The following is a 13,080-nucleotide window of genomic DNA, read 5'->3' as shown; positions in this document are numbered from 1 at the left end:
TGTATACCAATTTTACCTAAATATTATAATATCAATAGTTAATTAAATAGACCAATTTGAATTTTTGCTTGACGTTTATCAGCAGGTTGGCTAAACTGTTTTTGTTAATAAAATCAGTTGGTTTAAGGAGTAAACCTGTATGAAAGATTACTTGCAAAGAATGGGACGTTCACTGCAATTACCTGTTTCAGTTTTGCCAGCCGCCGCTTTATTAGTCGGCATTGGGCACTGGCTACCGGCAAAATGGGCAATTGCACAATACTTACAAATTGGTGGCAACGCCATTTTGGGCAGTTTGGCAATTTTATTTGCGGTCGGTTTGGCCTTTGGTATGTCTGAAGATCACAGTGGAGCTGCTGCTTTGGCGGGATTAGTAGCTTACCAAATCCCGATGTATATTTTAGATCCGCAACAAATGGCAACTTTGCTCAATATTAAAACTAGCGCTGTTGATGTATCTTTTACACAAATTAAGGGCAATGTTTTTATTGGAATTATGACAGGGCTAGTGGTGGCAGCGTTATATAATCGCTTTCACAATACTAAATTACCTATGGCTTTTTCTTTTTTTAGTGGTAAAAGATTAGTGCCGATTATTGCTTCTTTAGTAATGTTAGTAATTTCTGCTTTATTAATTGTGATTTGGCCACCAATTTATACGGCATTAGTCGCTTTTGGTAAATATATTGTCTCGTTAGGCTGGATCGGTGCAGGGTTATTTGGTTTATTCAACCGTTTGCTGATCCCAACGGGATTACATCAAGCGCTCAATTCAGTATTCTGGTTTAATATTGCTGGTATCAATGACATTGCTAATTTCTGGTCGAGCACTGGTACTAAAGGTGTTACTGGGATGTATTTAGCTGGCTTTTTCCCGGTGATGATGTTTGGTTTGCCTGCTGGGGCATATGCAATCTATCGTAATGCTTTACCACAACGCAAAAAAGAAACGGGTTCTTTAATGTTAGCTGCCGGTTTTGCTTCATTCTTCACTGGCGTTACAGAACCATTAGAGTTTTCATTTATGTTTGTCGCTTGGCCGTTATATTTATTACATGCGATGTTAACCGGTTTATCATTAGCTTTTGCAGCAATTATGCATTGGACTGCCGGCTTTACTTTTAGTGCAGGTTTAGTAGATTACTTGTTGAGTTTGCGCGTACCGATTGCCAACATGCCTTTAATGTTGTTAGTACAAGGTGTAGTTATGGCGGTGATTTATTATGTAACTTTCAACTTTGCAATTAAAAAATTCAATTTAATGACCCCAGGCAGAGAGCCACTGGAAGAAGTTAATACTCCAACGGAAATAATTGATGCAGCTGATGATAAATTTATGCGCCAAGCTAAGCAAATTTACGCTGCACTAGGAGGATCTGCTAATTTAACGGTAGTCGACAATTGCACTACACGCTTGCGTCTTCAGTTAAAAGATACTGCTAAAATTGAAACAGCGGCGATTAAAGCGGCTGGTGCTGTGGGAATAAATGTAATTGATGCCACGCATCTACAAATCATTATCGGCACGGAAGTTGAATTTACAGCTAATGCTTTACGTCAATTATTGGAACAAAAAGCACCAATCAATAAAACTGCAACAGCTTCAACGACACCTAAAGCGCCAGTAGCTACAAGAGAGCATGCTGGTGAAAATACCGACTTTTATGCGGTAGCAAATGGGCAACTGTTAGATTTAGAACAAGTCGCTGATCCTACTTTTGCAGAAAAAATGTTGGGCGATGGCTATGCAGTTGAGCCGGATAATAATCAAATTATGGCACCTGTGGATGGCGAGATTACTAATGTTTTCCCGACTAAACATGCAATTGGCATTAAGACAGCGACGGGCTTGGAAATTTTGGTGCACATGGGAATTGATACGGTGAGCTTGGACGGCAAGCCATTTAATGTCGCTGTGCAAGCTGGGCAACAAATTCGACATGGCGAGCTCTTGGCTACAATGGATCTAGCTGCTGTGCAAGCCGCTGGTAAAAAGATAACTACTATGATTGTAATTACCAATATGGAAGAAATCGGGTATTTACGCTTTAAGTTTGGACAGGCAACTGTTACGCCGCAGCAATTGGTTTTGACCACTCATAATAAATAAATTACGTCTCAAGTTCAAAAATTATTTTTTGGATTTGAGATTTTTTATTGAATTTACGAAAGTTTTGCGTTAATTGGGTTACGGTAAATGTATACTAGACAGTAGTATTTGAACAGGAGTTTAACAAAGTATGTCAGAAGATCAAACTATCGAACAATTAAGTCCGTTTGAATTAAGTCTATATCTTGAACAAAAAATCAAAGATTCCAAAGGATCTGAATTGCTAAATGCCGGAAGAGGTAATCCTAACTGGACTGCACCAACACCACGAGCTGCTTTTTTCTTGTTAGGACAATTCGCGGTACAAGAAACTTTGACAGATTCTAAAGATCTACTAGCAAAACAAATTAAGCCGCAAAATCAACGCTTACAACGTTTCAAAGATTTTTTACAGGCACATCCTAGTCCAGCAGCCACTTTTTTACACCAGATTATTACCGAGCAACAAGCTATTTTAGGCATGCCGGTTGATGATTGGCTGACAGCGATGTGTGATGCAGTAATTGGTGATAATTATCCGGCTCCTGTGCGATGTTTAGCCCCTGTGGAACAACCTTTGAAAAATTATCTAACAAAAGAATTGTTTGCTAGTCAATCATTAGATTTTGACGTTTTTCCAGTGGAAGGTGGCACTGCAGGAATTTGTTATTTGTTTGATACATTGTTAAATACTAAATTATTACAGTCGCATGATCGAATTGCTTTGTTTTTGCCGACATTTGCACCTTATTTGGAAATTCCTAAGTTACCGGTATTTAACTTTGATGTTGTGGAGATCCGCGCCCATAAAATACAGCGTGATAATGGTGTGAGTTATGAATATCCAACGACAGAATTAGATAAGTTACGTGATCCGCGTGTGAAAGCGGCTTTTGTGGTCAATCCCAGCAATCCGACAGCTAATGCAATGAATGACCAAAATATTGCGTATATTCAGCGAATTGTGCAAACTGATCGTTCGGATTTGATGCTGGTGACGGATGATGTGTATGGTACTTTTGTGCCTAAATTCAAATCTTTATTCGCGGCTTTGCCTTATAATACGGTTTGTTTGTATTCTTTTTCGAAATATTTTGGCGCTACTGGTTGGCGTGTTGGGGCGATTGCGGTTAATCAAGAAAATGTTTTTGATGAATTAATGCTGAAATTGCCGACGGCATTAGTACAAGAACTGCAACAGCGTTATGAAGCGATTAGTTCTGAACAAGAGTTACATTTTATTGATTTATTAGTGGCTGATTCGCGTGATATTGCGTTAAATCATGCAGCTGGCTTATCAACGGTTGCGCAAGCGATGATTGCTTTATTTTCGTTATATGGTGTTTTAGATGAAGGACGAGAGTATAAAAAAGAAGTCATGAATATTTGTCATACGCGTGAAAAGTTATTATTCGATACGCTGGGCATTAAGCAGCCGTTGCCAACGTGGGATACTGCTTATTATTGCGATATTGATTTAGCTAAGTGGATCGCTGGACGTTATGGGCAAGATTTTCGGCAGTATGTGACTGATAAGTGGACGCCGACGCAGTTGTTGGTGAAGTTGGCGGAAACAGAGCACGTCATGTTATTGAAAACCAGTCCGTTTGGCAGTGATACGTGGTCGGTGCGGATTTCGCTCGCCAACTTAGCCACGCAGCAATATAAGCAAATTGGCCAGCGTTTAATCCATTTGTTAGATAGTATGTATACTGAATGGGAAAAGCAGCAGCAAAAATAAGTTGCGGCTTAATACATTCATACAAGATAGAAATAGACCACAAGTAAAACTTGTGGTCTATTTTATATATTTAACTAAAAGGATTGACGCCGATATAATATCGGCAATCAATCCTTTTAGTTATTAATCTGTCTTAAATTTTTGGGGGTCACATCAATCTAATCAGCACATAATTATAAATATCAACTTATACCAGTAAGATATTCATAATATGAGCTATTAATTCTGTCAGATATATAATTACCATTAGCATCCGCTTTAATGTACATATTTCTTTCTTTCAATTGGAGATGATATAATAAAAACTTCCTAAAATTGGGCTTCTTCAATCCTGTAACTTTTCTTTCATGAGTGTATTCACTGCTTCCCTTTACTACGGTAAAGGGAGCAACATCTTTTGTTACATGAGTCCTAGCACCAATAACAGCTCCTTCGTGCACAGTAATTCCTGGGTCAATAATAGCCTGTGCTCCTATCCAAACACAGTCCTCAATGACAGCATAATTCTCATTGGCAAATCCTATAACTGATCTAGAAGCTATTTGGACATTATTGCCAATAACTGAATTTTGTATTAAGTTACTGAATCCAATAAAAACATCATCTCCAATTTTAGTATTAGTTATTTTAGAGAATAATCTAACCCAATCAAAATTACCCAGTTTAGAATCAATTATATTTGATTCGTCATCAATTAAATTCATATTTACCTTCTTAATCTTAGTAGTAAGAACAATTGGTTTATGATGAATTATCACCATAAGTAATAAAATGTCATTATAAATTTAATATTATAATTATATTAAATTAAACATAAAAAAGTGATATTTAAGTAACATTTAGAATAATACCATTGACTTAAAAACATTTCGATACTATCATTATTTTATGATTATCGAAAGACTAACCAAAGATGAAATTCGTGTTCAAATATTTAAAGCACTATCTGATGAAGCTCGTTTAACAATCATCCATATTTTGAACTCTCAAGATAAAGAATGGAATTGTGGGGAAATTGGTGAGAGGTTAGATATTAGTAAATCAACTATCTCTTATCATTTTAAAATATTAAGAGAGGCCGGACTCACTAATACCAGGAAAGCTGGACAGAATAGATTTGTAAGCTTAAATAGAGACTTTATTGAAAAGGTATTGCCTGGATTTTTGGACATAATATGACAAATACTTTGTCATATTTTTGTTTACGTTTTTAGTTCGATAATTTTAAAACAATGAAAGAGGTGCTAAAATGAAAAAATATTCAATTATGTTTTTTCTAACAATGTTCTTAATCGGAACAGATACTTTTTTGATTTCGCCACTGTTACCAACATTAAGTAAGTTATACAATATCCCTACTTCTATATCAGGCTGGATGGTAAGTGCATACGCCATAGGATATGCAGTATTCGCATTAATTTCAGGCCCCATTTCCGATGGTAGAGATCGTAAAAAGGTAATGCTTTGGGGATTATTGTTCTTTGCAATTTCTACTTTTTTGTGCGCCTTTGCTAAAAGTTTTACTTTAATGCTTTTGTTCAGACTGCTAGCGGGTATTAGTGCATCATTTGTTACGCCACAGGTTTGGGCTTCTATTCCTGTAGTCGTTAATAAAAAGGATATTGTAAAAGTCATGGGGTATGCAACTGCAGGTTTGTCAGTATCACAATTAGTTGGAATTCCTATTGGAAGTTATTTAGCTGTTGTGTCTTGGCGTACACCTTTTTATGTAATTTCAGTATCAGCTCTATTGTTGTTATTACTTTTAATTTTTGAACTACCAGAATTAGAGATAGGACAAAGAGATCACCTATCGTTTTTTAAGACATATTCTCAAGTTTTATCCAATAAAAAGGCACTTAGCTATTTATTGGCTTATTGTGTTTTTCAGATAGGATCTTTTACAGCAACCACATTTATTTCCACATGGTTCAGTGGTAGTTTTGGATTATCATTATCTAATATAGGTACCGCAATGATAGCTATTGGGGCTGGTAATTTAATAGGATCATTAACTAGCAGTAAACTTGTTAATAAATTTGGACTGGAACGAACATTCTTGGTGGAATTAATTATTTTAATTATGCTATATTTAATTACTCCATTTTCCAAAAATTTTTGGTCGTCCGAAATATTATTAACACTAGTTTTTCTTGTGAATGGATTTATTTTTCCTCTATTTATGACTACGTTGCAAAGTACTGTTAAGAATGCCAGAAGTACAATATCTTCATTATCCAATGCAGCTATGTATCTAGGGGAAACAATTGCTGGCGTTGCTGGAGGATTACTATTTAAACAATTTACTGGGTATGTAGGAATTGGACCATTTGCTGCAATAATGATTTTAATAGCATTATTTCTTTATACAGTCACGGGAATATTTAAAAACATAAAAAATTAATGATTGCCCAATAAATCAGTTTATATAACTTCCACTTACCATATCTTAATCAGTGAAAGATCCCCATGAACAACTCTTCGAAGAATTGCTTTCAGTGAATCAAAGACCATTATAGTCTCAACTATCATTGAGATTTTTAGGAAGTGTTCGTCTTGAATCTATAACCTGTCTTTTACAAATAAAAAAATATTGCTTTTTAATCTACATGTGTTTTAATTGTCACAGTATTACTTTTAGATTAATTATTCTACTGGTTTCGGCTGGAATAAAAAGATTTTAAGAGGTATACGAATGTGTGGAATTATGACCATGACTATAGTGTTTGATGATCCTTTTTATAAAGCTATTATTGAAAATAGGGCAGGTGGTGTATATAGTGTAGCCTCTTACGTTTTTGGTACTTCTAGGCCCAAAAATGTTGATATTTACAATATTGTTTTTAGCTTCGATTTCTGGGATAAATTGTCTTTTTTTGAAGATAAGGATGATGATGATTATATAAAAACATCGAAGCATATTAATCCGAAGCGTCTTCAAAGGCAGGCTAAGAAACAAGTTAATTCTTTGTTCTCAGGAACTAAGGCACAGCAAGAATTAAATAAGCAACGTGAGTCAAATAAACTCCTTAATAAAAAACATAATAGTAGAAAAACACAAGAATATAAAGCCAGGCAGTTCCAATTAAAACAGGAAAAGAAATTGCAAAAGCATAAGGGACATTAATATTTTTGGAAAAGCAGCAATGAAAATAAGTTGCGGCTTTTTTATTTTGTCTTTTTTTGTGAAATAGTAAACTAAATTCATTATTTAATAATTATGTGATAAAATTGCGACGTGTTTTTAATCTTTATTGGGGAAGTAAAAATTCATGACTAAAATTGCATCAAATCAAAGTGCGGCTAGTGCGGCTGCCGCCAGTGCTAAGTCGATGGAAGTAAGCAAGGGCAAGACGGCCACGGTAGCGGTCAGTAATATTTCGGGGATGACTAAAGCCATGGAAATCAATAACGGCATGCTAGCAGTGTTGTCTCAATTGGTGAAAAGTGTCCAAACACAAAGTGCTAAATTCCCGCAAATTGCCAAATTAATTGCGCAAACGGATCGCAATATTAAATTTTAGTGGGGGCTAATTAATGGAAGAAAAAGATCCGGAAACCAAACGCGAGGTCAATCAGCGCTTATTGCTCCAAAATGAGGAACAGGCTGATGATTTAAAGCAAACGCAACACAAATTAGCGATGGCTTTGGCTGATTTACAGCGATACTTACAACAAAATTTTCGTAAGATTAGCCAAATTAATGTCGAAAATATTAATCGCGGTGACCAAGCCAGTCTTGGCGCTCAAGAAGCCAACGTTCAACAAGAGCGCCAGTTTCAACGCTATTTTCAAGATACACATGAACAAATTGCTGAGGATTGTCATACTAAATTACGTAATTTAGATGACGAACGCGATGAACTTTATCGCCAGAGGGGGAAAATTTAATGGGCTTGATTTATGTAAGTTCTGAATCACAAGATTTAATTAACAGCTTAACGAGCAATTTAAAAAGTGCGCAAGCTGATGTTAAGAAATTAAAAGACGCCAGTCAAAAAATTATTGAAGCAGTGGATGGCAAAACACTGTCTGGTACAGCTTACAAAGCGGCTAAAGGTGTTTTTAGCGATGTTATTTTGCCGACAATTGCGCAAGTGACGAACGTTTTTGACAGTATGTCCAAGGATTTAAGCAAATATAAGCAGGCGGATCAGAAGTTAAATAGTGAATCTTATTTGAGCGAAGATCAACTGAACGCGCAAATTCAGATCAAAAAGAATATGAAAAGTGCGGTGGAAGCGACCGCCCAAACGATTAAAAAGACCGCTGGCAAGCTACTGGATACTTCGGGTGCTCAAAAAAATATGGCGAGCATGGCTAATAATTTAGAAAGTGATATTCGCCGCCTACAAAAGAAGCTGGAAAAATTGCGTAATTTTAATTCAGAAGTGAATGGCTTGTTTGATGGCATCATGGATGATTACAAGAGTGCGATCAAAAAAGTGCTCGTGCTAAAGACGACAATTACCTATAAAGATGGCAGCTATAAGACAGACGATAAAAGTATTGCAGATGAAATCATTGAAGGAATTGTGGAAGAAGGGGCTAAAAAGATATTCAAGGCACCGTTTGAAAGCATGGTTAAGAAAATTTTCAAAGAGAAAAAGAACATTGGTAGAGCTTGGGCGGCCAAATTACAGCCGCGCGATGTTAAAGGGCGGTTTGTAAAAGACACTAATAAGTTGAGAAAAGAATTTACTGGTTCGCTAAAAGGTATGAAGAATAGTTTTAGCGAGGGCTTAGGTGTGGCAGCTAAAAAAGGTATTAAAGTTATTGATAAGGGATTTGACGCGCTAGATTTTTATAATACGTACAAAGATTTTAATGACGACAACCATAATAAAAATATTGGTAGAGGCGTGGTTTATAGTGGTGCTGTTACTGGTGGCAGTATTTTAGCAGGTGTTGGTATTGATTCTGCAGTTGATGGATTGATTGGTTTGGGGGTTGTAGCAACTTTACCTGAAGATCTTGTTACAGGAGCAGTTGTATTATCAGGAGTTGGAATAGCATATGGTGCTGATTATTTGTATAAAAATAACAAAACTGTTAGAAATGCAGTCAATTGGACGGGTGATCGAGTAGATGATGTCGGCAATAGTGTCAAAAAGGACTGGAAAAGTGCGACTAGTTGGACGGGGAACATGTTAAATAATGTTGGTAAGTCCTTTAAAGGATCTTTTTAAATGTCGGAAAGAGGATACAGAATTTATTTAGTAGGACGCGTAAGTTTGCAATATTATTTAATCAAGTACCGCGGTCATTACTATTTATTGGATTATGCGGATCCTAAGAAACTTAGCAGTTATGGCGCTAGAGGAGCTTCTGCAAGAATGACGCGAAAATGGAGTATATATGATGTGGATGCGGTTAAAGATGAATTTTGTGCTCTGGCGCATAAACCTTATATCACAAAAGAACAAGATCATAATATAGCCATAGCTTTTATCGTTATTTTGTGTTTAGCAATACCACTGTTGAATAGTTCTTTTACCTTTGTTAATAATCTAAGCAGTATAAGTGTTGTTTTAACTGGATTTGTAGCTATTGTTATGCTATTACATTTTGTAAATAAACCTAAAGTAGATGTAAATAAATATAAAAAAACTTTTTTAGAATCAACTAATTTTAAGACTCCCTCTTTAAAATTAAAGATAATTGTATTTTTAATGACTTATATATCTTTATTTTCAGCAGTATGTTTGGGTGTGTTTTCTCGAAATTTATTAGTATTAATTATTTCAGGTTGTGTAATGAGTTATATGTTTATGTTTAGTAGATTTATTTATTTCATGTTAAGCAGACAATTAGCCAGTAGTAAACAAATGGAGAGTAACAGATTTCTAAAGCATATGAAGCAAAATAGATCCTCCAATGGGAAAATGAAGGATTTGTATATGTTATTTAGGCGAGTAAAAGAATAATGATTATATTAAATTTTAGGAGAATAAATGCCGGAAAAAGGCTATAGAATTTATTTGGTAGGACGCGTAAGTTTGCAATATTATTTAATCAAGTACCGCGGTCATTATTATTTGTTGGATTATGCGGATCCTAAGAAATTTAGTAGTTATGGCGCTAGAGGATCGTCTGTAAGAATGACTCCTAAATGGACAATTTATAATGTAGATACAGATAAAGATAAATTTTGTTCTATAGTAAATAAACACTATATTACAAAAAAAAAGATTATAAATTTGTGACTGTTTGGCTTGTATTATTTTTTATATTGCTTCCTTTTTTTAATAATCCCCTATTAACTCATATTACAACCATGCATTTGTTTTTGAGTATGAGCTTGATTATTGGCGGTTTTATTGCAATTGTTATTTTGTTAAATATAAAAAATAATCCACAAATAGATATTAGTGTGTATGAAAAATCGTTTTTAGAGTCTACCAATTTCAAAAAAATGTCTATGGCCATAACGATTTGTTTATTTTTGGTAATTTACATTCTATTATTTATTTCAATGAGTTTAGGAGTGGCTTCTGGCAACTTATTAGTTTTATTGTTTTTGGGCTGCGCCACTAGCTATTACATTATTTTATTGAGATTTATCTATTTTATGCTAGATAGAAAAGTAACTGGTAGCAGACAAATGAGTGGCAGCTTCTTTGGGAGATGTATTCGCCGTTACATGAAATTGGGGCCTTTGGCAAGTATGGAACCTGGCGATACTTATATGTTATTTAAACGAGTAAAAGAATAATGATTATATTAAATTTTAGGAGAATAAATGCCGGAAAAAGGCTATAGAATTTATTTAGTAGGACGCGTAAGTTTGCAATATTATTTAATCAAGTACCGCGGTCATTATTATTTGTTGGATTATGCGGATCCTAAGAAATTTAGCAGCTACGGTGTTAGAGGTATGCGCGTAAATATGATGCCTGAATGGAATGTTTATAATGTGGATGCCGAAAAAGATAAATTTTGTGCGATGACACATAAGCCTTATGTTACTGAGAAGCAAGATAGAAGGATTGCAATATGGTGGATACCTATATTTTTATTGATGTTCTTTATATGTAGTAATATGTTACCTTTCAATATGATGTTATTGTCTGATGTGATTTTGTCTAATCGTTATTTAAGCCTTAGCTTTATTATCGCTGGATTTTCGCTTATTGTAATATTGCTCAATCTTAAAAATCAGTCACGGATAGATATCAGTAATTATGAAAAATCTGTTTTGCAACCTATTGAGTTAAAGACTTCTTATGTAGCAAAAATGCTTACTTTTTTGCTTCTTTACATTGGAATATTTTCGTCCATTTTTTTAGGCATTATTTTCAATAATTTGGCGTGCTTTATTTTTGGGGGATGTATGAATACCTATATGCTCATGCTTTGCAGATTTACATTTTTTATGTTCAATAGAAAAGCAATCAGTCAAAAACGTTTTAAAGAAATAGGATATTTAAACTTTGCGCGTTTACGTAGGTATGGAGGGTCATCTGCTATCGCAGAAACGGCAGATACCTACATGTTATTTAAACAAATCAAAAAATAAGGGGAAATTATTATGTTACCAATTGGTAGTATTGTTTATTTAGAAGATAGTTCACAAAAAGTGATGCTTTTGAATGTTGGACCGGTGGTGGAACAAAATGGTGTAGAAGTTTATTTTGACTATAGTGGCGCGATTTATCCGGCCGGTTTAGATCCGGAGCAAGTTTACTATTTCAACCAAGAAGATATTGCGGAAGTGGTTTTTGAAGGCTATCAAGATGAAGATAGCGAACGTTTCAATGAATTATATGAACAGTGGGTAGAAGATAATCAAGACGAAATCCCGCGTGGTGAAGTGGAATAATAAAAATAACTATCCATAAGGATAGTTATTTTTATTGCCTAAAATTCTTCATATTCAGCAGGATCTTGATTATCTAAGCGCCCATCCGGACGATCTAAGTTAGTGATGGTTTGCATTTGCGCTGGTGATAATTCAAAATCGAAGACATTCAGATTTTCACGCTGGCGGGAAACATGTGCGGCTTTAGGAATGGGCAAGACACCGAGCTGAGTTTCCCAACGTAAAATAACTTGTCCTACGCTGCGACCGACGTCATTTGCTATGCCTTGAATAACCGGATCTTGCAGCATTGAACTTGCACGTCCCAGTGGACTCCAAGCGAGTGTTACAATTTGGTGCGCTTGATCGTATTCACGCAACGGGGCTTCTGAGAAATAAGGATGCAGCTCAATTTGGTTAACCGCTGGTGTGACGCCAGTTTCGTCAATTAAGCGATCAATATGTTCTGGCAAAAAGTTAGATACACCGATTGAACGCACTAAGCCCATTTGTTGCGCTGTAATTAAAGCTTGCCAAGCTTGCACATATAAATCTTCTTTGGGATTAGGCCAGTGAATCAAATAAAGATCATAATAATCTAGCCCTGCTCGATACAAAGATTCTTGAATGGTGTTCAAGGCTTCTTGATAATGATGATGGCGTCCAGGCAACTTAGATGAAACAATAATTTGTGAACGTTCGACTTCACTACGCTTTACAGCTTGCCCAACGGCACCTTCATTTTCATAGTTAAAAGCCGTATCCAACAAGCGATAATGATTGCTTAATGCGCTAGTAATTGCATTCACTCCCAAAGCGCCGTTTAATTTATAAGTTCCAAAGCCAATTTGTGGTAAAATTAACCCATCATTGGTGGTTAGTTTCGGAATATCCATTTCAAACCTCCTAGAAAATCATTAATTTTAAGAACTGACTGTATTATATAGGAAAAGATAGTAGGGAGATAAGATATTGCCAAGTTTAATTTTAATTATCGTGGATATTTTCTTTTTAGGCAGTTTGGTATTTAACTTGTACTGGCAAGCGCAAATTGTTATTAAGGCAAAGTATAAAGTGTTCAGTGCGATCTTAACTGTTATTTTTGCCTTTTGGTTATTGAGTGTACCTTCGCCATCATGGGCTTATATTATAATGGTTTCAGCTTTTTTGACTGTCACATTGATGCAAGGTACCGGCGGTCTTGGTAAAAAGAAATTAGTAACTAGTGGCTTTTTCTCGAACGTTATTGCGTATGATAAAATTACACACGTTACTTTGATTCCGGTGGAACTGCCGAGTGTTAAATCGCAAGTGGTCGCAGTGTTTACGGTCAATAATCGCCAAAGCATTCAAATGACGTTTAAATGCTCACTAGCTGATTTACAGGAACAATTATCCCAAGTAATTCCACAATCTATTGAGATTGAAGTCACACAATTATAGTCTAAC

16 protein-coding genes are annotated in these 13,080 nt (G+C 35.4%); 14 read left to right on the top strand and 2 right to left on the bottom strand.

Annotated elements, in window-relative coordinates; genetic code table 11:
• The first annotated feature begins 139 nt into the window (after positions 1-139).
• Together nagE and aspD are read left to right on the top strand one after the other, a co-directional pair.
• On the top strand, positions 140-2,110 hold the full coding sequence (gene nagE, locus MOO47_RS03245; RefSeq protein ID WP_249513364.1) for an N-acetylglucosamine-specific PTS transporter subunit IIBC: 1,971 nt from the start codon (positions 140-142) through the stop codon (positions 2,108-2,110).
• A gap of 130 nt (positions 2,111-2,240) precedes the next feature.
• Positions 2,241-3,830 carry an aspartate 4-decarboxylase gene (gene aspD, locus MOO47_RS03240; RefSeq protein WP_249513363.1) on the top strand — a complete coding sequence of 530 codons (1,590 nt, stop codon included), beginning with the start codon at positions 2,241-2,243 and terminating at the stop codon, positions 3,828-3,830.
• 182 nt (positions 3,831-4,012) lie between these two features.
• On the opposite strand, the gene MOO47_RS03235 is transcribed toward aspD, so the two are convergent.
• Positions 4,013-4,534, bottom strand: a complete 522-nt coding sequence (locus tag MOO47_RS03235; RefSeq protein WP_249513362.1) for an acyltransferase — start codon at positions 4,532-4,534, stop codon at positions 4,013-4,015.
• Positions 4,535-4,718: 184 nt separating this feature from the next.
• Here MOO47_RS03235 and MOO47_RS03230 point away from each other — a divergent pair, with 184 nt between their 5' ends.
• From MOO47_RS03230 to MOO47_RS03180, 11 genes are all read left to right on the top strand, one after another.
• Positions 4,719-5,009, top strand: coding sequence for an ArsR/SmtB family transcription factor (locus MOO47_RS03230; RefSeq protein ID WP_249513361.1), 291 nt, complete (start codon positions 4,719-4,721; stop codon positions 5,007-5,009).
• 70 nt (positions 5,010-5,079) lie between these two features.
• Positions 5,080-6,234 (top strand): MFS transporter, encoded by a 1,155-nt coding sequence (locus MOO47_RS03225; protein WP_249513360.1) that lies wholly within the window; start codon positions 5,080-5,082, stop codon positions 6,232-6,234.
• Positions 6,235-6,525: 291 nt separating this feature from the next.
• A complete protein-coding gene (locus MOO47_RS03220) occupies positions 6,526-6,957 on the top strand; it encodes a YjdF family protein (protein ID WP_249513359.1) in 432 nt (143 codons plus the stop codon).
• Positions 6,958-7,102: 145 nt separating this feature from the next.
• Entirely contained in the window at positions 7,103-7,354 is a 252-nt protein-coding gene (locus MOO47_RS03215) for a hypothetical protein (protein WP_249513358.1), read from the top strand.
• 13 nt (positions 7,355-7,367) lie between these two features.
• On the top strand, positions 7,368-7,721 hold the full coding sequence (locus MOO47_RS03210) for a hypothetical protein (RefSeq protein WP_249513357.1): 354 nt from the start codon (positions 7,368-7,370) through the stop codon (positions 7,719-7,721).
• Positions 7,721-9,019 (top strand): T7SS effector LXG polymorphic toxin, encoded by a 1,299-nt coding sequence (locus MOO47_RS03205; protein ID WP_249513356.1) that lies wholly within the window; start codon positions 7,721-7,723, stop codon positions 9,017-9,019. The genes MOO47_RS03210 and MOO47_RS03205 overlap by 1 nt, the downstream gene beginning before the upstream one ends.
• On the top strand, positions 9,020-9,757 hold the full coding sequence (locus MOO47_RS03200; RefSeq protein WP_249513355.1) for a hypothetical protein: 738 nt from the start codon (positions 9,020-9,022) through the stop codon (positions 9,755-9,757).
• Between the two features lie 27 nt (positions 9,758-9,784).
• Positions 9,785-10,036, top strand: coding sequence for a hypothetical protein (locus MOO47_RS03195; RefSeq protein WP_249513354.1), 252 nt, complete (start codon positions 9,785-9,787; stop codon positions 10,034-10,036).
• A gap of 89 nt (positions 10,037-10,125) precedes the next feature.
• Entirely contained in the window at positions 10,126-10,545 is a 420-nt protein-coding gene (locus tag MOO47_RS03190; protein WP_249513353.1) for a hypothetical protein, read from the top strand.
• A gap of 27 nt (positions 10,546-10,572) precedes the next feature.
• Positions 10,573-11,349: a hypothetical protein gene (locus tag MOO47_RS03185; RefSeq protein ID WP_249513352.1), complete on the top strand. Its 777-nt coding sequence runs from the start codon at positions 10,573-10,575 to the stop codon at positions 11,347-11,349.
• Positions 11,350-11,358: 9 nt separating this feature from the next.
• Positions 11,359-11,652 carry a DUF4176 domain-containing protein gene (locus MOO47_RS03180; RefSeq protein ID WP_249513532.1) on the top strand — a complete coding sequence of 98 codons (294 nt, stop codon included), beginning with the start codon at positions 11,359-11,361 and terminating at the stop codon, positions 11,650-11,652.
• A 38-nt stretch (positions 11,653-11,690) separates the two neighbouring features.
• On the opposite strand, the gene MOO47_RS03175 is transcribed toward MOO47_RS03180, so the two are convergent.
• Entirely contained in the window at positions 11,691-12,527 is an 837-nt protein-coding gene (locus MOO47_RS03175) for an aldo/keto reductase (protein ID WP_249513351.1), read from the bottom strand.
• A 76-nt stretch (positions 12,528-12,603) separates the two neighbouring features.
• Between MOO47_RS03175 and MOO47_RS03170 the strand changes: the two genes are divergently transcribed.
• A complete protein-coding gene (locus MOO47_RS03170) occupies positions 12,604-13,074 on the top strand; it encodes a hypothetical protein (protein WP_249513350.1) in 471 nt (156 codons plus the stop codon).
• The last annotated feature ends 6 nt before the right edge of the window (positions 13,075-13,080 follow it).

This window comes from Bombilactobacillus thymidiniphilus (genome assembly GCF_023380245.1).
GTDB classification, from domain to species: domain Bacteria; phylum Bacillota; class Bacilli; order Lactobacillales; family Lactobacillaceae; genus Bombilactobacillus; species Bombilactobacillus thymidiniphilus.
Note: the sequence above shows the minus strand (reverse complement) of the source record. Positions and strands in the feature narration are given on the sequence as shown.

Excerpts from the sequence above, each read along its gene's own strand:
- MOO47_RS03235 (WP_249513362.1), bottom strand. The coding sequence starts at position 4,534 with ATGAATTTAATTGATGACGAATCAAATATAATTGATTCTAAACTGGGT.
- MOO47_RS03205 (WP_249513356.1), top strand. The coding sequence starts at position 7,721 with ATGGGCTTGATTTATGTAAGTTCTGAATCACAAGATTTAATTAACAGC.
- nagE (WP_249513364.1), top strand. The coding sequence starts at position 140 with ATGAAAGATTACTTGCAAAGAATGGGACGTTCACTGCAATTACCTGTT.
- MOO47_RS03215 (WP_249513358.1), top strand. The coding sequence starts at position 7,103 with ATGACTAAAATTGCATCAAATCAAAGTGCGGCTAGTGCGGCTGCCGCC.
- aspD (WP_249513363.1), top strand. The coding sequence starts at position 2,241 with ATGTCAGAAGATCAAACTATCGAACAATTAAGTCCGTTTGAATTAAGT.
- MOO47_RS03185 (WP_249513352.1), top strand. The coding sequence starts at position 10,573 with ATGCCGGAAAAAGGCTATAGAATTTATTTAGTAGGACGCGTAAGTTTG.
- MOO47_RS03190 (WP_249513353.1), top strand. The coding sequence starts at position 10,126 with ATGAGCTTGATTATTGGCGGTTTTATTGCAATTGTTATTTTGTTAAAT.
- MOO47_RS03210 (WP_249513357.1), top strand. The coding sequence starts at position 7,368 with ATGGAAGAAAAAGATCCGGAAACCAAACGCGAGGTCAATCAGCGCTTA.
- MOO47_RS03225 (WP_249513360.1), top strand. The coding sequence starts at position 5,080 with ATGAAAAAATATTCAATTATGTTTTTTCTAACAATGTTCTTAATCGGA.
- MOO47_RS03200 (WP_249513355.1), top strand. The coding sequence starts at position 9,020 with ATGTCGGAAAGAGGATACAGAATTTATTTAGTAGGACGCGTAAGTTTG.
- MOO47_RS03195 (WP_249513354.1), top strand. The coding sequence starts at position 9,785 with ATGCCGGAAAAAGGCTATAGAATTTATTTGGTAGGACGCGTAAGTTTG.
- MOO47_RS03220 (WP_249513359.1), top strand. The coding sequence starts at position 6,526 with ATGTGTGGAATTATGACCATGACTATAGTGTTTGATGATCCTTTTTAT.
- MOO47_RS03230 (WP_249513361.1), top strand. The coding sequence starts at position 4,719 with ATGATTATCGAAAGACTAACCAAAGATGAAATTCGTGTTCAAATATTT.
- MOO47_RS03175 (WP_249513351.1), bottom strand. The coding sequence starts at position 12,527 with ATGGATATTCCGAAACTAACCACCAATGATGGGTTAATTTTACCACAA.